Source organism: Luteolibacter sp. LG18, from assembly GCF_036322585.1.
In the GTDB taxonomy this organism is placed as follows: domain Bacteria; phylum Verrucomicrobiota; class Verrucomicrobiia; order Verrucomicrobiales; family Akkermansiaceae; genus Luteolibacter.
In genome coordinates, this window is sequence record NZ_AP024600.1 from 4,510,908 (window position 1) to 4,529,817 (window position 18,910).

At 64.5% G+C, this 18,910-nt stretch carries 16 protein-coding genes; 12 read left to right on the forward strand and 4 right to left on the reverse strand.

Going from position 1 to position 18,910, the window contains the following annotated elements; genetic code table 11:
• Nucleotides 1–13: 13 nt before the first annotated feature.
• Entirely contained in the window at nt 14–727 is a 714-nt protein-coding gene (locus llg_RS17800) for a succinate dehydrogenase cytochrome b subunit (RefSeq protein WP_338286165.1), read from the reverse strand.
• Between the two features lie 325 nt (nt 728–1,052).
• Between llg_RS17800 and llg_RS17805 the strand changes: the two genes are divergently transcribed.
• The 5 genes from llg_RS17805 (at nt 1,053) to llg_RS17825 (ending at nt 7,271) form a co-directional block, all read left to right on the forward strand.
• Nucleotides 1,053–2,483 (forward strand): circularly permuted type 2 ATP-grasp protein, encoded by a 1,431-nt coding sequence (locus llg_RS17805; RefSeq protein WP_338286166.1) that lies wholly within the window; start codon nt 1,053–1,055, stop codon nt 2,481–2,483.
• A gap of 9 nt (nt 2,484–2,492) precedes the next feature.
• Complete coding sequence (locus llg_RS17810) at nt 2,493–3,536, forward strand: alpha-E domain-containing protein (protein WP_338286167.1); 1,044 nt, start codon at nt 2,493–2,495, stop codon at nt 3,534–3,536.
• Complete coding sequence (locus llg_RS17815; protein ID WP_338286168.1) at nt 3,533–4,435, forward strand: transglutaminase family protein; 903 nt, start codon at nt 3,533–3,535, stop codon at nt 4,433–4,435. Before llg_RS17810 ends, llg_RS17815 begins: the two co-directional genes overlap by 4 nt.
• A gap of 282 nt (nt 4,436–4,717) precedes the next feature.
• Complete coding sequence (locus llg_RS17820; RefSeq protein ID WP_338286170.1) at nt 4,718–5,677, forward strand: rhamnogalacturonan acetylesterase; 960 nt, start codon at nt 4,718–4,720, stop codon at nt 5,675–5,677.
• Nucleotides 5,678–5,966: 289 nt separating this feature from the next.
• Nucleotides 5,967–7,271 (forward strand): hypothetical protein, encoded by a 1,305-nt coding sequence (locus tag llg_RS17825; protein ID WP_338286171.1) that lies wholly within the window; start codon nt 5,967–5,969, stop codon nt 7,269–7,271.
• Between the two features lie 4 nt (nt 7,272–7,275).
• On the opposite strand, the gene llg_RS17830 is transcribed toward llg_RS17825, so the two are convergent.
• Nucleotides 7,276–9,012: a cation:proton antiporter gene (locus llg_RS17830; RefSeq protein WP_338286173.1), complete on the reverse strand. Its 1,737-nt coding sequence runs from the start codon at nt 9,010–9,012 to the stop codon at nt 7,276–7,278.
• A 117-nt stretch (nt 9,013–9,129) separates the two neighbouring features.
• On the opposite strand from llg_RS17830, the gene llg_RS17835 reads away from it, so the two are divergent.
• From llg_RS17835 to llg_RS17865, 7 genes are all read left to right on the forward strand, one after another.
• Entirely contained in the window at nt 9,130–9,264 is a 135-nt protein-coding gene (locus llg_RS17835) for a hypothetical protein (RefSeq protein ID WP_338286174.1), read from the forward strand.
• Between the two features lie 64 nt (nt 9,265–9,328).
• Entirely contained in the window at nt 9,329–9,646 is a 318-nt protein-coding gene (locus tag llg_RS17840) for a hypothetical protein (RefSeq protein ID WP_338286175.1), read from the forward strand.
• Between the two features lie 128 nt (nt 9,647–9,774).
• Nucleotides 9,775–11,892: a TonB-dependent receptor gene (locus llg_RS17845; RefSeq protein WP_338286177.1), complete on the forward strand. Its 2,118-nt coding sequence runs from the start codon at nt 9,775–9,777 to the stop codon at nt 11,890–11,892.
• Nucleotides 11,893–12,067: 175 nt separating this feature from the next.
• A complete protein-coding gene (locus tag llg_RS17850; RefSeq protein ID WP_338286178.1) occupies nt 12,068–12,619 on the forward strand; it encodes a sigma-70 family RNA polymerase sigma factor in 552 nt (183 codons plus the stop codon).
• Entirely contained in the window at nt 12,616–14,100 is a 1,485-nt protein-coding gene (locus llg_RS17855) for a FecR domain-containing protein (protein ID WP_338286180.1), read from the forward strand. The genes llg_RS17850 and llg_RS17855 overlap by 4 nt, the downstream gene beginning before the upstream one ends.
• 281 nt (nt 14,101–14,381) lie before the next feature.
• Nucleotides 14,382–15,155 carry an acyl-ACP--UDP-N-acetylglucosamine O-acyltransferase gene (gene lpxA, locus llg_RS17860; RefSeq protein ID WP_345789206.1) on the forward strand — a complete coding sequence of 258 codons (774 nt, stop codon included), beginning with the start codon at nt 14,382–14,384 and terminating at the stop codon, nt 15,153–15,155.
• Nucleotides 15,156–15,159: 4 nt separating this feature from the next.
• Nucleotides 15,160–15,756 carry an HD domain-containing protein gene (locus llg_RS17865; protein WP_338286184.1) on the forward strand — a complete coding sequence of 199 codons (597 nt, stop codon included), beginning with the start codon at nt 15,160–15,162 and terminating at the stop codon, nt 15,754–15,756.
• A gap of 344 nt (nt 15,757–16,100) precedes the next feature.
• Here llg_RS17865 and llg_RS17870 read toward each other — a convergent pair whose 3' ends face one another.
• Nucleotides 16,101–16,799 carry an alpha/beta hydrolase gene (locus tag llg_RS17870; RefSeq protein WP_338286185.1) on the reverse strand — a complete coding sequence of 233 codons (699 nt, stop codon included), beginning with the start codon at nt 16,797–16,799 and terminating at the stop codon, nt 16,101–16,103.
• Nucleotides 16,796–18,790, reverse strand: coding sequence for a sialate O-acetylesterase (locus llg_RS17875; protein WP_338286186.1), 1,995 nt, complete (start codon nt 18,788–18,790; stop codon nt 16,796–16,798). The genes llg_RS17870 and llg_RS17875 overlap by 4 nt, the downstream gene beginning before the upstream one ends.
• Between the last annotated feature and the right edge of the window lie 120 nt (nt 18,791–18,910).

Genomic DNA, 18,910 nt, shown 5'->3' on the forward strand with positions numbered 1-18,910 from the left:
GGGTGGGGATGATTCAGCGACCGAAGCGGAAGATCAGGATCGCGAGCGGGATGGAGATGAAGCCGAGCCAGATCAGCGCCGCGTAGCCCTTGCTGATCGCGCAGATGAGGCCCTTCGACTTGCGGGAGCGCAGGCCCAGCGTCTGGAACATCGAGGCCACGCCGTGGGAAAGGTGCGAGCAGAGCATCGTCATGGCGACGACGTAGAAGAGCACCACATACCAGACCGAGAAACCGTCGATCACCATTTTCCAGGCGTCCATGCGGGTCTCGCCGTGCTTGGCGAGATAGGCCTGGTCGACATACGTGCCGTAGGTGTTGCCGACGTGGGCGGTGAAGTGGAGGAGGTGATAGACCACGAACGCGAGGATCGTGAGGCCGGTCCAGATCATGATCCGCGAGGACTTCGAGGCCTGCACGGTGGCCTCGTAGGCGTAGGGTTCGCGGGCGGCCTTGTTCTCCTTCGTCAGCAGGATCGTGGCCCAGACGTGGAGAACCACCGCGGTGAGCAGGCTCAGGCGGGCGACCCAGACACCCGCGCCATGGAGGAAGTGGTGGAGGAACTGCGCGTAGTCGTTGAACGGCTCACGGCCGAGGAAGACCACCAGGTTGCCCGCCAGGTGTCCCGCGAGGAAAAGCACCAGAACCAGTCCGGTGAGGGCGACGATGAGCTTCTTGCCGATCGAGGAGCTCCAGAAGGAACACAGGCTGCGTGAGAGGACGTTCATGGGTGGACGGAAAACGTAATGGCGGACGACAGGTTTGATAGGTTCCCGCGTATGAGCTGACAAGGGGAGACTCGACAGTTTGAAAATTGTCGTGGACACCGGCGGCTTTAAGGCGGGGACACGCATGGATGCACCCGCGGCAGCATCGGATGAAGCCCAAAAATTGCAAATTTCGGATTTGCGAATGAGTCGCAATAATTCGCGAAAAAAGCGCCGTTCATGTCCGCCGCGCATGGGGTTCCGGAGGAGTCATGCGGCCCGTTGATCGACCGATGTTGAAACTTGGCCCGGCGGCTGCTATTTGGACGATGAAACCCCTATCATCATGTTTGAGGGCTACGCTCCGGAAAAATTCTACGACGAAATGTTCTCCGCCACCGGCACCGTCCGGGACCACTGCGGACCGCTCTACGAGCGATTCAACGGCCTATCCGAACGTGACTTTTTGTCCCGCAAGGCGACCTGTGAACTCTACTTCTTGCGGCAGGGCATCACCTTCAATGTCTATCATGACAACCGCGGGACCGAGCGGATCTTCCCGTTCGACCCCGTGCCGCGGGTGATCCCGGCCGACGAGTGGGAGCACCTGGAGGCGGGCCTGACCCAGCGGCTGCTGGCGCTGAACCTCTTCCTCCACGACATCTATCACGACCAGAATATCCTCCGGGACGGCGTGATTCCCCGCCACTACATCGAGAACGCGAAGCACTACCGCCCGGAATTCCGCGGCGTGAACGTGCCCGGGGACATCTACATCCACATCTGCGGCAGCGACCTGATCCGCGGTGGCGACGGGGTCTATTACGTCCTCGAGGACAACGGCCGCTGCCCGTCGGGGGCCTCCTACCTGTTGGAGAACCGCAATGCCCTGAAGCGGGCGTTCCCCGGGCTCTTCGATAGCCTCGGCGTCCGCTCGGTGAGTTCCTATCCGCGCGACCTGCTGGACATGCTCCACCACATCGCGCCGCGCCGCACCGATGACCCGGTCTGCGTGCTGCTCACCCCCGGCTGCCACAACAGCGCCTACTTCGAACACTGCTACCTGGCCCGCGAGATGGGCATCGAGATCGTGGAAGGCCGCGACCTGGTGGTGATCGACAACGTGGTCTACATGCGGACCACCCACGGTCTGGTCCGGGTGGACACGATCTACCGCCGCATCGACGACGATTTCCTCGACCCCACCGTGTTCCGGAAGGACTCCGTGCTCGGCGTGCCGGGCCTGATGAACGCCTACCGGGCGGGCAACGTCTCGCTCGCCAACGCGATCGGCACCGGGGTGGCGGATGACAAGGTGATCTACTACTTTGTCCCGAAGATCATCGAATACTATCTCGGCCAGGAGCCGATCCTCCCGAACGTGCCGACCTATCTGGCATCCGAGGAGGAGGATCTGAAATACATCCTCGACCACCTCCCGGAGCTGGTGGTGAAGGCGGCGAACGAGTCCGGCGGCTACGGCATGCTGATGGGACCGCAGGCCACCAAGGAGGAAATCGCGGCCTTCCGCGAGCGGATCATCGCCGATCCGCGCAACTACATCGCCCAGCCGGTGGTTTCCCTGTCCCGCAGCCCCACGTGGTGCGAGGGCGCGATGGAAGGGCGCCACCTGGACCTGCGCCCGTACATCATCTACGGTCGCGACATCAAGATCGTCCCCGGCGGGCTGACCCGTGTGGCCTTGACCAAGGGCTCGCTGGTCGTCAATTCCTCGCAAGGCGGAGGCAGCAAAGACACCTGGGTACTCCGTCACTGATTTCCCGCCATGCTCTCCCGAGTCGCAAACACGCTCTACTGGATGGTTCGCAACGTCGAACGCGCCGATAACCTCGCCCGCCTCATCGATGTCAACCAGCAGCTCCTCCTCGATTTCGAAAGTCTCGACAGCGAACGCCTCCGCGCGTTCTGGCGGCCGATCATCCTCAGCACCGGGGATGAGGAGACCTTCGACAAGCTCTACGAAAAGGCCGGCAGCGCCGAGGTGATCCGGTTCCTGACCGATGACCGCCGGAACCCGAACAGCATCGTCTCCTGCATCGCGCTCGCCCGCGAGAACGCCCGCACCATCCGTGACCAGCTCGCGGACGAGCTGTGGGAGGAGATCAATGCCCTGCACCTCTACCTGCAATCGGACGAGGCCTCGTTCGTGGCGCAGAACGATCCCACGAAGTTCTACGCGTTGATCCGTCGCGCGGCGCTCGCCTTCCACGGCATCGCCGCGTCCACCACCGCCCGCAACGAGGCGTGGGAATTCATGGACCTGGGCCGCTACCTGGAGCGCGCGGACAAGACCACCCGTTTCCTGGACATCGCGAACTACCTGCCCGCCGGCGTGGATGCCGGCGAGACCGGTTCGCCGGGCGTCCTCCACTGGAGCGCCATCCTCCGCTCGTGCGGCGCGATGGGGGCCTTTCGCGCGGAATACCAGGGCGATCTCACGCCGGAGAACGTGGTGAAGTTCCTGATCTTCTCCCACGACTTCCCGCGCTCGGTGCGGTTCTGCCTGAACCGGATCGACCAGAGCCTGCACCGCATCTCCAACACCCCGCGCGGTACCTTCTCCTGCGAGGCGGAGCGTGAGGCCGGCCGCTTGTTCTCCCACCTCAGCTTCGCCTCCGCCGGCGAGGTGTTCGACATGGGCCTGCATGAATACCTCGACAGCCTCCAGGAGCGGTTCAACGCCATCGGCGGGGAGATCTTCGAAACCTACGTGCTGATGCCGGAGCGGGTACAGTCCCGGCCGTCGGACTCCTTCACGCCGACCTCCACCGCGCTGGCATGGCAAATGGAACAACAGCAACAGCAGTGAGCACGGAGGAACCGGCCGAGGCCCCCGAACCGGCGTCCTTGGCCTGCGGGATGAAACTCGCGGTGGTGCACCGCACGGTGTTCTATTACGGATCACCGGTGATCGACAGCGTGAACACGCTGCACCTGGAGCCGCGCACGTTTCCGTTCCAACAAACGCTCGGTGCCCTGGTGAAAGTGCTGCCCGCCACCCGCGTGCGGCGCTTCACCGACCTGTTCCAGAACATCACCCACCACTTCGAACTGCCGCAGCCACACGCGAAGCTGGAGATCGAGAGCCGCATCAAGGTCCGCAACCTGCCGCTGGAGATTTCCTCCGACGCCAAGGTTTCGACCCTCGACGATTGCAAGGACTGCTCGATCCGCGAGCGCATCTGGCCGTTCCTGCAGGAAAGCCACCTGATCTCGAAAACCCCGGACGTGTGGCGGCAGGCGGTCGATCTGACCCGCGGCCACGTCTCCGTGTATGAGCAGGCGCTGGCGATCCTCCACTGGATCCACGCCACCTTCTCCTACGAATCCGGCAGCACCCATGTGCACACCCACATGGAGGAGGCCTTCGAGCTGCGCCGCGGCGTGTGCCAGGATTACACCCACGTCATGATCGGGCTGTGCCGAGCGGTTGGCATCGGCGCTCGTTACGCCTCGGGTTACCTTTACAACGGTCCGCGCGACCGGCTGGTGGGCGCGCAGGCGTCCCACGCTTGGTGCGAGGTCTATCTGCCCGGCGCGGGTTGGATCGGCTTCGACCCCACCAATGGCACGCTTGCGGACGCGCGTTACGTGAAGATCGCCGTGGGCCGCGACTACGACGATGTCGCGCCGGTCAAAGGCAGCTACCACGGCCACGGCCATTGCCACATGGAAGTGACGGTGGAGGTGTCGCGGATCGAGTCGTGAGCGTCCGCCTGAGAGAACGGCTCCTTGAGGAGTCCGGGCCATCTCAGACAGAATTAACAGAATTATACAAAATTAACAGGAGGCGAGGGAACGGAGTGGATTCTTAGGAGCGCTATTCTCACCTCCATTTTGTAAATTCTGAAAATTCTGTTAATCCTGTCGAAATCGGCCGACGTGAAAGCAAATGCCCCCAGCTTGCGACAATGGCACGTCCGGAGGCACCCGCGCCTTGCCAGACCCACGGGGATTTTCGATAGGATCGTGATCCATCCCGTTGCCCCGATGAAAACCTCCCGCCGCCTGCTGCCCCTGACTTGGATCGCCGCTCTCTCCCTGTCCGCAAGCGCCGGAGCCCAGGTTCCGAAGAGCGTTTCGCCAACGCTTCAGATCAAGGACATCCCGGTCCAGACTCAGCGCGGGGAGGGGAAGGGGCGTTACGTCCCGCCCGTGCCCACGAAGGCCGATCTGCCCACGCTGTGGCTCATTGGCGATTCCACGGTGCGCAATGGATCGGGCGGCGACAACGGCCCGGAAGGCCAGTGGGGTTGGGGCGGACCGATCGCCGCCTTCATCGATCTCACCCGGGTCAATCTCGTCAACCGCGCCCTGGGCGGCACCAGCAGCCGCAGCTTCTACAACGCGAACTGGAAGGAGATGAAGCCCTCGATCAAGAAGGGGGACTTCGTCATGATCCAGTTCGGCCACAACGACGGTGGCCGCCCCGAGGGTGTCTATCCGCAGGGTCGAGGCTCTCTCAATGGCAGCGGCGAGGAAACCCGCGAGGTGGAAACCACTCCCGGCACGAAAGAGGTCGTGCACACCTTCGGCTGGTATCTGAAGCAATACGTCGACGAGGCGAAGGCCCAGGGAGCGACCTCGGTCATCTGCTCCTTCACCGCACGTGAAGCGTGGAACCCCGATGGCACTTTCAAGAGTGGCGGTTCCTACGCCACCTGGGCCGCGGAGGTCGCGAAGAACACCAACACGCTCTACCTGCCGCTCAACGAGACCATTTCCGCTCGGTATCAGGTACTGGGAAAAGCGAAGGTCGAAACGTTCTTCGTGCCCGCACCGAAGGAGAGCCTGCACACCGGTTGGGACGGCGCGGTGGTGAACGCCGAGTGCGTCATCGCCGGTCTCAAGGCCCTCCCCGGCGATCCGCTCGGAAAGTTTCTCAACGACCGCGCCCGGCCCATCGCCCCGTGGACCGCGAAACCCGCGGACGTGCTGCCGGCGCGTTGAGAAGAATCGATCTGTTCTTCATATGGAGTGCGGCGAGCAATCGCCGCTTTGAGCGGAGGCGAGTCATCGCCGGAATGAAAACCTGCACTTGAGGGTGCAACTCCCACGTCCCAAGGCAACCTCAACGCCGGCTCATGTTTTGTCGGCAGGATGCAATCGTATTCCCGTCGATTCTCTCCTGCACCAAAAGCGGCGATTGCTCGCCGCACTCCACATAAGAAGGCCCGCCCGGCCGTCATCCACTACCTTCTTGTGATCATTCCCATTTGCTGATAATCCCATCCGGCAAATGAGATACCGTCCGTCCCGCGCGTTTCTGATTTGCATGGTGCCGATGTTGGCGACCGGTGCCGCTGGCGCCTGGGCATGGAACAAGGCCACCTCGGTTCCGAACGAGATAAGAGCCAAGCAGGATTTCTTTAAAGCGGTGGCTTACAAAAAGCCATGGACCTACGACATGCCGGACGAGGTGGTCCGCGAGCAAACCCGGCAGGCCACCGAGGAGATGCTCGCGAAACTCTATGCCGAGTTTCCGGCGATGAAGGGGGAATCGCATCCCGTGCCGGATGACGAGAACGGCTTCCTGCTTCTCCACCAATTGTCCGGCGCGCCCCACCGCACCGGACCGCCGGTCAGTCCGGAGCTTCGGAAGCTCCTGAACGACCCCTCGATTCCTTGGGACGCCGCCCAGGCCAAGCGCCTATTGGAGGAAAACGCCGAAGTGGTGGCGCGGATCGAGCGCATCGCAGCGTTGAAAACCCGTTCGTCCGATCGGATGCCGCGGGACTACGGCGGTTTCATCGGGGCGCGTGCGGCGAAGACCTCGGCGGACATTTTGCTAATGAAGGCTCGCCTGGCCGCCGAGGCGAAGGACGAGCCCGAGGTGCTCCGGCTCATTAACGCCACGCAGAACCTGGGCTCCCATTTCCGCGAGGTCGAAACGCCCAATTTGCTCGGGGAAACCGTCACCATCCTGATCGACCTCAGCGTCCGGCATGCGGTGTTCGATTCCCTGCTGCCCGCATTCGGACGGGACGCCGATTTGCCGAAATGGAAAACAGCGCTGGTGCATCGCTCCTACGGTCCCGCTCCCTTTGCCAAGGTGATGCGCGGCGAATGGGAAACGACGGCCCGCTACTACTTGTTGCCCGGCATTCTCCGCCCGAAACATCCTGACAATCCGCCCGATGCCGAGGCGCTCGCCCGCTACCAAACCTCCTGTTTCAATACCATGATCACCCGCATGTCCGGATTGGGCATGGCGGAATTCCTGACGGATCCTGGTTTGGGCGAACCACGCGGCGAACACCTTTCCAAGCGCAGCCGCGAGATCCTGAACATGCTGTGGATCGGCAGCCGCGCGTGGGCGAAGGGCTACGTGCGCGCCGCTTCGACGCTCGATCAATATCAAGCCGCCCTGGAGTTGTTGGAGTCGGAGAAGCAGGGCGCCACATTGGCCTCCGGCCCGCTCGCGGGCGCGACCCGTGATCCGCTCGGTGGCGAGCCGTATCTGTTCGATGCGGCCACCCGCACGGTCAGCGGCCCGCCCGCCGCATTGAAAGCGGAGGTGAAGCCGATCCGGCTGCCGTGGTGAAACCTCACTCCGCGTCCATCACATCGCCCACGACTTCCTCGGGGATGATGTCGGCGCGCAGGTAGGAGCTCATCGCCGAGCGCACCATCGCGATCGCGCTCTCGCGTTCGTCGTGGATCACGATCACCTCGCGCTCGCGCAGGCGTTCGACTTCCTCCGGGAACTTCGCGCGGCCGAAGATGACCACGCCGGGATTGCGCTCGCGGACCAAGGGCACGGCCACGCAGGTGGCGGCGGTGTTCGGGAAGGTGAATGCCACCAGACGGGCCCGGCCGATCCCCGCGAGGTCGAGCGCTTCCGGATGGGTGGCATCGGCGAAGAGCACGAGCTGGCCCTGCTTCTTCAGGTCTCGAACGGTGTCGGAATTCAGTTCCACCACCAGCGTGTCCACGCCGCAGCGTTTGAGCGCCTCGTTCAAGGCCCGGCCCACCGGTCCGTAGCCGATGATTACCGCGTGGTCGCCGATTTCCTTGAGCGCCTTCGAAGGGGCGAGCGACTCCGGCAGCGGCTTCTTCGACTTGAACCACCCGAGCAGTTCCATCTTCCGGCCGACCGGCCCGCTGAGGCGCATCAGGCCCGGGACGAGACCCATCGTCACCGCCGAGCAGATCAGCAGAAGCTGCACCGTGGCGGGATCGAAGGCGCGCAGGTAGGATGCCTTCTGCATCAGCACCAGCGAGAATTCCCCCGTGCTCGCCAGCGAGGCGGCGGCCAGCAGGGCCGGGCGGGGCGGAAGTTTCAGCACCCGCGCCGCCACGAAGGCGACCCCGCCCTTCAGCGTCAGGATCGCGAGGCAGCCGCCAAGCACCTGCGGCCAATGCGCCGCGATGGCCTGGAGGTCGATCTGGAGACCCACCGAAATGAAGAACAGCGCGAGGAAGAGATCCTTGAACGGCAGGATGTCCGCCATGATGCGGTGGCTGTAGATCGACTCGCTCACCACCAGACCCGCGGCGAAGGCACCCAGCGCCAGCGAAAGGTCGAGTGCGCCGCCGGCCATCGCGACCCCGCAGCACAGCGCCACCACCGTCAGAGTAAACAGCTCGCGGCTGCGCGTGCGCGCCACGGCGTGGAGGAGGGGAGTGATGCCGTAGCGGCCCAGCAGCAGCGCACCGCCGAGGAACAACACGCCCTTGCCAATGGCGAGCATGACCCCGCCGAATACCGAGCCGCCGCCTTTGCCGTAGATGGAAGGCAGGATCAGGATGAAGAGGATCACCAGCAGGTCCTGGAACAGCGCGATCGCCAGTGCCACGCGCGCGCCTGGGTTGTTCGGTTGGCCGAGGTCTTGGAAGGATTTCATCGCCACCGCGGTGGAACTCAGCGAAACCGCCACCGCCAGCACCGCGGCCTCCGCCGCCGGGAACCCGAGGAAATACGCCGCTCCGCCCGCCACCACGCCGGTCAGGCCGACCTGGATGCCGCCGCCCGCCAGCGCCTTCCGCCACAGGTGGCCGAGCTCGCCCAGCGAGAACTCGATCCCCAGCGTGAACATCAGCAGGATCACCCCGATCTCCGCGAGGTGGGAAATGACCGCGTCGCTCTCCTCGCCACCCACGAAGGGCAGCAGCCCACAGTTTGCGATCACCACCCCGCACAGCAGGTAGCCGACCAGCAGGCTCTGGCGGAACTTCACCAGCACCAGCGACACCAGCACGGCCAGGATCAACACCAGGCTCAGCAGCGCGAACAACGGCGACACGTTCGTCGCCCCGCTCGCCAGTAACCACACGCACGTCATCGTCGCATTTCTCACCACCTCGCGGCGATCCAGCAAAGAACAAAATCCCGCAATCGACCGCGAATCCATCACAAGCCGCCGTCAGACGATTCCGCGCCTCCGTGGCACGCTCGGGACATGGTCGTCATTCCTTCTTTCCGGCTGCCCTTCCTCATGGTGCCGCGCCCGCCGCGCATCGGGTTCCAACTCGCCTTCTGGCTCGGGTTGCTCTGGGTCGAGGTGATTGTCATCGCCCTCGTCCGCTCGTCGTGATGCGGATGGCGATGATTTGCTCTTGCATGTTTATTGCATCAATGGGCAGGCTCGCGGCGTGGAAATGCTCCGCGTTCGCAAGCTGCTGAAGGGTGCCGTCGCCGGCATCCTGCTGGTGCAGTTCGCGTTGATGCTGGTGATGTCCGTCTCGGGCGGGCTGCACCACGATCTGCACGTCGATGCGGATCACGCGGACCACCATTGCGAGGTCACGCTTTTCAACAGTGGCGCGCTCGATGGAGTGCCGCCGCCGTTGTCGGCCCCGCTCCCGGCCCCGGCCCTGGCTTTGCCTGAGGTCCTGCCGCCCGCTGGATTGGCGGCGGTGACGGCCACCCATCTGCTGGGGGGCGTCCTGGCCCAGTCTCCGCCACGGGCACCTTAGGCACGGGCGAATCCCGTCCGACGTTCCCAAGCGACAGCACGACGCCACGGCGGCGCGTGTCCACCTGTCCGCGTTTTCGCGTTTCCCGCGATTCCTTTCTCAAGGCGCCGCCGTGCCCACATACCAACATGAAACCATTTTCCCGTTCCATTATCACCAGTCTCACCTTCCTCGCCTCCCTCACGCCGGTCGTGCGGGCGGAGGACGCCGCGGCTCCCAAGAAGCCCGAGGCCACCACCAATCTCGACGACATGGTCGTCACTGGCAACCGCTCCGGCCAGACGCTGTTCGACCAGCTCCAGCCCGCGACCGTGCTCAAGGACCAGGACCTGCAAATGAAGCTCCAGCCGACGCTCGGTGAAACGCTCAACAACGAGCCAGGCGTGAGCTCCACCTACTTTGGCCCGGGAGCGAGCCGCCCGATCATCCGCGGCCTCGGCGACGACCGCGTGCGCGTCCTGCAGAACGGCACCTCGGTGCTCGATGTCTCGAACGTGAGCCCGGACCACGCCGTGGCTTCCGATCCGCTCACCATCAAGTCCGTGGAGGTGCTACGCGGCCCGGCCTCGCTGCTCTATGGTCCGAACACCGTGGGCGGCGTGGTCAATGTGATCGACGACCGCATTCCCACCGAGAAGTTCACCGGCACCTGGCCGCAGGGGAAATTCGACCTCGGCGCGGGTTCCGCGGATGAGCTGCTGTCTTCCTCCGGAGCCATCACCTGGGGCGCGGGGCCGATCGTGTTCCATCTCGATGGCTTCGACCGCCAGACCGATGACATCCACATCCCCGGCTTCGCCCGCTCGGAGCGCGAGCGCCTGCTCAATCCGCTGCCTCCCGGCACGCCGGAGCCCTACGGCATCCTGCCGAACAGCGCCACCGATTCGAAGGGCGCGGGCCTCGGCAGCTCCTACATCTGGGACGATGGCTACGTCGGCCTGTCCTACTCCGGCATCGATTCCACCTACGGCACCGTCGCCGAGCCGGACGTCACCATCGGCCTGCGCCAGCGCCGCTGGGATTTCCGTGGGGCCTTCTATCACCCGGCGGAGTGGATCCGGGAGATCAACTACAAGTTCGGCTACTCGGACTACAACCACACCGAGTTCGAGGGCTCCGCACCCGGCACCCAGTTCACCATCGAGGGCTTCGACGCCCGCGCCGAACTGCTGCACGAGAAGTTCCATGGCTTCGAAGGCGCGTTCGGTTTCGAAAGCCAGCGCAGCAATTTCTCCGCGCTCGGCGACGAGGCGTTCCTGCCACACGTCGAGAACCTCACGAACTCCGGCTTCGTCTTCGAGGAAACCCCGCTGACCGACAAGGTGCGGCTTCAGCTCGCGGCCCGCTACGACCACCAATCGAACGATACCGAGGCCGATCCGAAGTTCGGGCCCGGCCTGAGCCGTGACTTCGATGCCTTCAGCGCCTCGGCGGGGATCGTTTACAATCCGGTCGACGATTACGCGCTCACCTTCTCCGTGGCCTACACCCAGCGCCCGCCGACCTACGTCGAGTTGTTCGCGAACGGCCCGCACGTCGCCACCGGCACGGTGGAAGTGGGGGACCCGAACCTCGGCACCGAGAACTCGCTGGCCTTCGATGCCTCCGTGCGGAAGAACGCGGGCTTCGTCACCGGCAGCGTCAGCGGGTTCTACTACCGCTTCAACGACTACATCAGCCTCCAGCCCACCGGCGCGATCGATCCCGTCGAACTCCTGCCGATCTTCAATTACCAGGCGATCAATGCCGACATCTACGGCGCGGAGGCCGAGGCGGTGTTCCACCTGCTCGCTCCGGCGGAAGCGGGCGACACCAAGGTGATGGCCGATCCGAAGGCGACGATCCCGGCGGCCATGAACCGCGACACCCAGAAGCTGGACCTGATCCTGCGGGCCGACTTCGTCCACGCCCAGGACCGCCGCACGGGCGAGGATCTGCCGCAAATGCCGCCGGTGCGGGGCACGGCCGCGCTCGATTACCACATCGGGAAATTCAGCGCCCGCCTGGAAGGCACCGCCGCCGCGGAGCAGAACCGCACCGCGAACTACGAGCTACCCACCGACGGCTACTTCCTCGTCAACGCGAGCGTCGGTTACGACCTCGCCCTCGGCGGGGTGAAAACCACGCTCTACGTGAAGGGCACGAACCTCACCGACGCGGAAGTCCGCCAGAGCACCTCGGTGCTCAAGGACATCGCGCCGATGGCCGGCCGTGGCGTGATGGTCGGCCTGCGAGGGGAGTTCTGAGGCCTGTGTAGCCGCGCTCGGGAGAGCCCCAACGGGGCGTCATGCGATAGCCCGGGGCTATCACATGCCGCCCTTTCAGGGCTGTATGGAATTCCCTCCCGGGCGCGGCTACCCCTTCCCACGCCGGGAAATGATTTCCTGTGTCAGCTTTTGCCCGATTCGGGTATGAGTTTCCATGATGGAGCCCGTTCCGCAGCCCGAGATTGATCCGACCCTCGATGAGGTCGCGTTCACGCGGGCTCTGGAGGCGATGCGTCCGGCCCTGCGCGGCTACGTGCTCTCGATTTTCCCGCACCCCCACCTGTGCGAGGACATCGTGCAGGAAACGATGCTCTTCGCCTGGGAGCGGCGGGCGGAGTTCAAAGAGGGCTCCAACCTCAAAGCCTGGGTGTTCAAGGCCGCCTATTTCAAGACCCTGGCCCAGCGCCGGGATGCCCAGCGCGACCGCCTCGTGACCTTTTCCGAGGACGTCCTCCAGAAAATCGCCGGTGCCGCCGAGGAGCGGATGGTGGATTCGGACCGCCGCCTCCACGCCCTCCAGGGCTGCCTGTCGAAGCTGAAGCCGGACGACTTCGCGCTGCTGAAACTCAAATACCTCGATCGCGGTTCCCTCACCGCGCGGGCCCACGAACAGAACCTGGCCCCGAACCGCCTCCAGAAGGCGCTCTCCCGGCTGCGGCTCGCGCTGCGCCACTGCATCGAGGAAAAACTCTCCGCTTTCCAATGACCCTGCCTTCACCCAACCCCGAACTCCGCCAGCTCGTCGACCGGCTCATGGACGGCGAGACTCTCGCCCGCACCGAAATGGCGCGGCTGGAGGAGCTGTTGGAGTCGCCCGATGCCCTGGCCTACTATCTTTCCGTGACGTCGCAGGAAGGCCTCATGCCCGAGGCCATCGCCGGGGCCGAACCACCGCAGGCCGTGTCCCGGCCGGTCCGCCGCTTCCCGTTCGGCATCGTTCTCCAGGCGGCCGCGGCCTGCGCGATCTTTGCGATCGGTTGGAGGCTGGGCCACCACCAGCCGGAGACCAAGGCGGTGGATCCCGCGGCACCGGCCGCGCGCATCACCGGCCTGATGGGCGTCGAGTGGAAGTCCGGCCAGGAACCGGATCTGCTGGGCCGAGGAGGTTCCGCCAAACGCCTTTCGTTCCAATCCGGTCTGGTCGAGGTCACCTACGGCAGCGGCGTGCGGGTCACGCTGGAAGGTCCCGCCGATTTCACCGTCAATGACGCTACCTCGGGCAAGCTCGATGCCGGGAAGCTGGTGGCATCGGTGCCGAAAGGCGCGGAGGGCTTCCGAGTGGATTATGCCAAGGGGAACGTCGTGGACCTCGGCACCGAGTTCGCGATGGATGCCCGTAACGATGGCTCGCTGGAACTCGGCGTGCTGGATGGCAAGGTGGACCTCAATGTCCCCGGCGATGCCCCGCGCCGCCTGATGGTGAACCAGGCGGTGCTCCACGGGAGCGACTCCGCGGAGCCGGTGCAGGCGATTCCCCTGGACCGCGAGAAATTCGTGCGCCGCCTGCCCGCCCGGGATTTCCGCTGGAGCATGGACTCCTTCGACCCGAAGCAACTGGAGATCGACGTCACCCACCTGATCTGGAAGGGATCGAGCTACCGGGCCATCTTCAAGTGGATCAACGGCAAGGACGCCATCGTGGTGCGGAATGTCGGGCTGTTCTGCGATGGCGAGCTGGTGGCGAAGGATTTCCACACCGGCAGCACGGGCGAACTCAGGAACGTGAACGACAATGTCTATCGCCTCGACCTGAAGCCCGCCGATTTCCGCCGCGGCCGCTGGACGATCCGCGCCTCCATCGATCCCTACGCCCGCGGGGCGGGAATCACCGGGCCGGTTCACAGCGAAGGCATTCTCCAGTTCGAGGAAGGCATGGCGACCTCCGCGGGTCCGTCGAATTTCATCGGCAGTTGGTCCTACTACCACGCGGGCAGGCACTACGTCCGCAGCTTCATGCCGGATGGCACGATCCAGCTCGCCTCGGACAACGTGGTGACCCCCGAGTCGTTCAAAGGCTCCCATTGGACCGTGACGGATGGAGTGCTGGAGGTCGATGTGCCGGGGCTGCCCGGGGTCGTCGAGCAGCACGTGCTGCGGGATGCGAAGACGCTGATCTTCATCACCAATCCGTATGACAACGCGGTGAGGGTGGAGGACAAGACGACCGCCTCACCGGAGAAAAAGTGAGACCCGGATGAACCGGTGGAAATCCGGTCAGCATCGGAGCGGGGCGGGTATCAGGGGGAGGAACGGGGAACGAGGTTCTCCGCTTTCCCTCCCATCGGCATGAACCAGCCACAGCTCGTTATCCTTTCCCGCCGGGCCGCGGATCCCTCCGGGGAACGTGCGCCCCATCGCCTGGATTTCCCGGGTACATGCAATGAACCTGGCCGTCCGGGAGCCATCCCGGGCGGCCTTTGTGCAAAAAACAGTGGCATTCCGTGCTCCGGTCGTTTGGCATCCCCGGCGTGATTCATCCCACCGCGGTCATTTCCCCGGATGCCAAGCTCGGCGCGAACGTTCGTGTCGGCCCGTATTGTGTCATCGGCGCGCATGTCGAGCTCGGTGACGATTGCGTGCTCCACTCGCATGTGGTCATCCACGGCACCTCGAAGATCGGCAAAGGCAACGAGTTCTTCCCGTTCGCGGCCGTGGGCGGCAAGTCCCAGGACCTGAAGTACGAGGGCGAGCCGACCTACCTGATCGTCGGCGACCGCAACGTGTTCCGCGAGAACTGCACCGTCCACCGCGGCACCCACGCCCACACGCCGACCCGGATCGGGAACGACAACCTGTTCCTGAGCTACTCGCACGTGGCGCACGATTGCCAGCTCGGCAGCAACATCATCCTTTCCAACAACGGCACGCTCGGCGGCCACGTGACCGTGGACGACCACGCGATCGTCTCGGGTGTCACCGCCGTCCACCAGTTCTGCCGCATCGGCCGCCACTCGATCACCGGAGGCTGCTCGAAGATCGTGCAGGACATCCCGCCGTTCATGATCGTGGACGGAAACCCGGCGACCACCCGCGGGCTGAACCTGGTGGGCCTGCAACGCCGTGGGTTTTCCGAGGACTCCATCCGGGCGCTGAAGACCGCTTACAAGAAGCTGTTCCTGAAGCGCGACGCGAACTTCTCGATCGCGCTCAGCTCGCTGAAGGCCACCCACTCCGCCTCCGATCCGCAGGTGGCCCACCTGATCGAGTTCATCGAAAGCTCCCAGCGCGGCATCAGCCGCTGAGGCCATGGAGGCTCCGGAACGTCTCGCCCGCCAGCTCCGCTTCATCATCGAGGCGGACAAGCTCAAGGAGGTCTTCCGCCAGAGCCTGTGCTCGCAGAGCCGCCGGCAGGAGAACGACGCCGAGCATTCCTGGCATCTCGCGCTGCTGGTCATCACGCTGGCGGAGCATTCGAATGTGCCGGACATCGATGTCGCGCGCGTGCTGAAGATGGTGATCCTGCATGACCTGGTGGAGATCGATGCGGGCGACACCTTCGCCTACGATACCGCCGGTGCCGCGGATCAAAAGGAGCGCGAGGCCCGCGCCGCCGACCGGATCTTCGGTCTGCTACCGGAGGACCAAGGAGCGGAGTTCCGGGCGATTTGGGAGGAGTTCGAAGCCCGGGAAACGCCGGAAGCGAAGTTCGCCTCCGCGGTGGACCGGTTCCAACCGATGCTGCTGAACCTTCTCACTGAAGGGACTTCGTGGCAAAAACACGGGATCACGCACGACCGCGTGGTGGCCCGCAACCGCAACATCGAGGAGGGCTCGGAAGAGCTGTGGCGATGCATGTCCGCGATGTTGGACGAGGCCGTGGCGAACGGTCATCTGCCGAGGTAGCACAGGTTTTCAACTTGTGGGTGGGACCATACGCCATGGCCTGTGCATCGCCAGTCGTCTGTGGTGTCGCCTCACGCCCGTTTTTCGCCCTGTAGGGGCGGCCCATAAAAGCCTGGGGTCGCAGACCCCAGGTGGGCACATGTCATGGAGGCGCGTCCTGTAGGGACGCATTATGTGGTGGAATCGTCGGAAGATCCCAAGGCGTTCGTGATCCAACCCGCGTCGCTCCATGGGGCGCTCCTACAGCGGGCGAAGAACCCCGTGTGAATGCGTTAGGATGACTCGATGGTTTGTTGGAAGACTCCGCTCCACCCGCTCACAAGTTGAAAACTTGTGCTACTAAACTACGCGGGCACGCGGTTGAGGAAATCCACCACCGCGGCGCGGCAGGCGTCTGGATTCATGAAGAGCAGCAGGTGCGGCGATTCGATCCACACCGCTTCCGCCTCGGGGAAATGCCGCTCCAACCGCGATTGCACGTCCCAGGCCAGCAGCGCGTCGTGGTGCGCCTGGATGAGCAGGATCGGCAGCGTTTCGAAGGACGGGCAATCATCCTCCTTCAGGGTGAGGATCACCTGTGCCCGTTCGCTCAGAGTCGCGGCCGGTATGCCATGGATCGCCTCCGTCAGCGCATGCACCTTCTCGTCGCTGGCGTCCTCGCCCACCAGATACTTCCGCAGCAGCATCGCCGGTGGCGGCAGCATGAACAGGGGCCGCAGCGGCAACAGCGCCAACCCCGACGGCGCGGGCGAGGCACAGAAACCGCCGACGATCACCAGCGCCTCGATCCGACCTCGCTCGCGCAGCGCGAGCTTCATCGCGATCGGGCCGGAAAACGATTCGCCGACCAGCACCAGCGGCCCTTCCGGCAATTGCGAGCCGAGGATCGCCACCAAGGTGTCATAGTCCTGCGGCCCTTCTTTCGGAAGGGACAGCACCGTCACCGGATGGCCGTGCCAATCGCCCGCCGCGAAGCCATGGCTGAGCACGCCCGTGCCATCCAGCCCGGGAAAAACGACGATGTGTGGAAGAGCGGGGTTCAACGTCCTACCGGACTATAAACTTCCAGCTCGGAGAGGAAAGCGAAGTTTGGATCGTATCCATCCTGCTGCGGATGGTGGTCGATGAAAGTCGCGCGGACGTAGCGCGCATCGGCGATGGTGAAGCGGGCGGTGGAGGTCGACGCGGTCTTCGGCACGAAGCTGTTCCGCCCCACCTCCGTGAAGTTCTTGCCATCGGTGCTGATCGAAACCGTCACCGTGTTCGTCGCCCCGATGTTCGGCACGCCGTAGCGGATCGCCTGCACCGGCTGCGTGGAACCGAGGTCGATGGTTACGGTCTTGGGGAACTTCGGCGACTCGTTGGTCGCGTAGCAGGTGCCCGCGGAGTTGCCCCAGGTGCCATCGGTCAGGCCGGAGTTCCAGCCCTTGTTGTTGGCATCGCTGGACTGATAGGGGCGGCCTGAGGAAACCAGCAGCCCGAGCGTGGGATCGACCGGCCAATGACTGTGGAAGCCGCCCGCGGGGAGCTTCTCCTTGTTCATCAGGTTCGGCTCGGCGACCTGCGACCACGCGAAGCGGACCTGGACCGGATTCGGAATCTGGCCGGCCTTCACCAGCACCGACTTGCCATCCGGCGCGATCTTCGCCGTGGCCTGCACGAAATTGCCATCCTCGCCCGCGATCTCGAACCAACCCGGGTCCTTGCCATCGCGGGTGGTGAGGCCGGAGCCGGTTTCGCTGAAGTTGACCCGGATGGAGTCGCCTTCGACTTTCGCGCTGGCATAGAGCGGACCGGAGCGGACCACATCCTTCTTGCCATACACATCCGCCAGCGCCCACTGGAGCAGGCGGTGGGCGACGTCGGACTTGTTGGTGGGGTGGATGTCCTTGGCGTTGCCCACGTCATTGGTCACCGCCATGCCGGTGTGCGGGATCTTGGACAGCACCGCCTGCTGCGCCACCCAGAGCTGGGGCAGGGAGTTCACGCGGTCGGGGCCGTAGCCATAGGGAGCGATCTGGACGAAGAGGAAGGGGGCGTCCGGATTGGCGAACTGTTTCCGCCAACCCTCGATCAGTGCCTGCATCTTGGTGGTGTAGGCCATGCCGTCGCCGCTGTTGGACTCGCCCTGGTACCACAGGAAGCCGCGCAGGGCGTAGGGGACCAGCGGGTGGATCATCGCCTGATAGGTGCCGGTTTCACCGCCGGAGCCGACATTGAGCAGGGCGGGGGGCTTCGGCGCGTCCGGCAGCGGCTTCCCGGCGTCCATGGCCTGTTCGGTGGTGGTCGTCCAATCGCGCAGGACCTTCAGGTAACCGCGAAATGCCCGGTCATACTCCGGGTAGCCGGGCAGCGAGGCGTGGCGGCGTTTCACCAGATCGGCGTATTCCGGGATGGTTTCGAGGCCTTCCTCGGCCCACCACGGCTCGATCCGCGAACCACCCCAGTTGCTCTCGATCAGGCCCACGGGCACCTTGAGGTCCTCGGAAACCCCGCGGCCGAAGAAGTAGGCGACGGCGGAAAAGCCCCTCACGAGTTCCGGGGTGGCCGGGGTCCACTTGGCATTCACCGTTTCCTGGCGGGCCGGGGAGACGACGTGCGGGACCTGGAACAGCCGCAGCGTGGCGGTGGTCGGGGAGGCGGCGAGTTGCTGGTCCTCCGGTCGGGTTTGGCCGACCCGGAACTCCATGTTCGACTGGCCGCTCGCCAGCCAAACCTCACCGACCAGCACATCTTTCACTTCCACCGGGGCGGCCCCGGTTTCGGTCACCGTGAGCGTCCGGCCCTCGGCACTGGCGGCCTGGGCGGGGAGGGTGAGTTTCCAACGGCCGTTCGGATCAGCGGTTGCCGTGGCCTTTTGCCCGGCGAACTCGGCGGTCACCGTGGAGCCGGGAGTCGCCCGGCCCCACACCGGCACCGGCCGGTCGCGCTGGAGGACGGCTCCGTGTTGAAACAGCGGGGGCAATTCCACGGCCGCCCCTACGGGCAGGGCCATCAGCAGCAGGGCGGTCGGGCCAAAAAATCGAGGGATCATCCACGATACTACGCAACGGGACTCGACGAACCATTCGTGAAAATCAACCCTTCGCGCGCAATAAAAAGGTTTGCATCGCGCCCGATGCGGACCCAGAGTCCCGTCGAAAAATTATAATCT

Bases quoted from the DNA above. Each gene is read 5' to 3' on its own strand.
- llg_RS17850 (WP_338286178.1), top strand. From the start codon at position 12,068: ATGATGGAGCCCGTTCCGCAGCCCGAGATTGATCCGACCCTCGATGAG.
- llg_RS17845 (WP_338286177.1), top strand. From the start codon at position 9,775: ATGAAACCATTTTCCCGTTCCATTATCACCAGTCTCACCTTCCTCGCC.
- llg_RS17875 (WP_338286186.1), bottom strand. From the start codon at position 18,790: ATGATCCCTCGATTTTTTGGCCCGACCGCCCTGCTGCTGATGGCCCTG.
- llg_RS17825 (WP_338286171.1), top strand. From the start codon at position 5,967: ATGAGATACCGTCCGTCCCGCGCGTTTCTGATTTGCATGGTGCCGATG.
- llg_RS17855 (WP_338286180.1), top strand. From the start codon at position 12,616: ATGACCCTGCCTTCACCCAACCCCGAACTCCGCCAGCTCGTCGACCGG.
- llg_RS17805 (WP_338286166.1), top strand. From the start codon at position 1,053: ATGTTTGAGGGCTACGCTCCGGAAAAATTCTACGACGAAATGTTCTCC.
- llg_RS17840 (WP_338286175.1), top strand. From the start codon at position 9,329: ATGCTCCGCGTTCGCAAGCTGCTGAAGGGTGCCGTCGCCGGCATCCTG.
- llg_RS17835 (WP_338286174.1), top strand. From the start codon at position 9,130: ATGGTCGTCATTCCTTCTTTCCGGCTGCCCTTCCTCATGGTGCCGCGC.
- llg_RS17830 (WP_338286173.1), bottom strand. From the start codon at position 9,012: ATGACGTGCGTGTGGTTACTGGCGAGCGGGGCGACGAACGTGTCGCCG.
- llg_RS17820 (WP_338286170.1), top strand. From the start codon at position 4,718: ATGAAAACCTCCCGCCGCCTGCTGCCCCTGACTTGGATCGCCGCTCTC.
- llg_RS17865 (WP_338286184.1), top strand. From the start codon at position 15,160: ATGGAGGCTCCGGAACGTCTCGCCCGCCAGCTCCGCTTCATCATCGAG.
- llg_RS17810 (WP_338286167.1), top strand. From the start codon at position 2,493: ATGCTCTCCCGAGTCGCAAACACGCTCTACTGGATGGTTCGCAACGTC.
- llg_RS17800 (WP_338286165.1), bottom strand. From the start codon at position 727: ATGAACGTCCTCTCACGCAGCCTGTGTTCCTTCTGGAGCTCCTCGATC.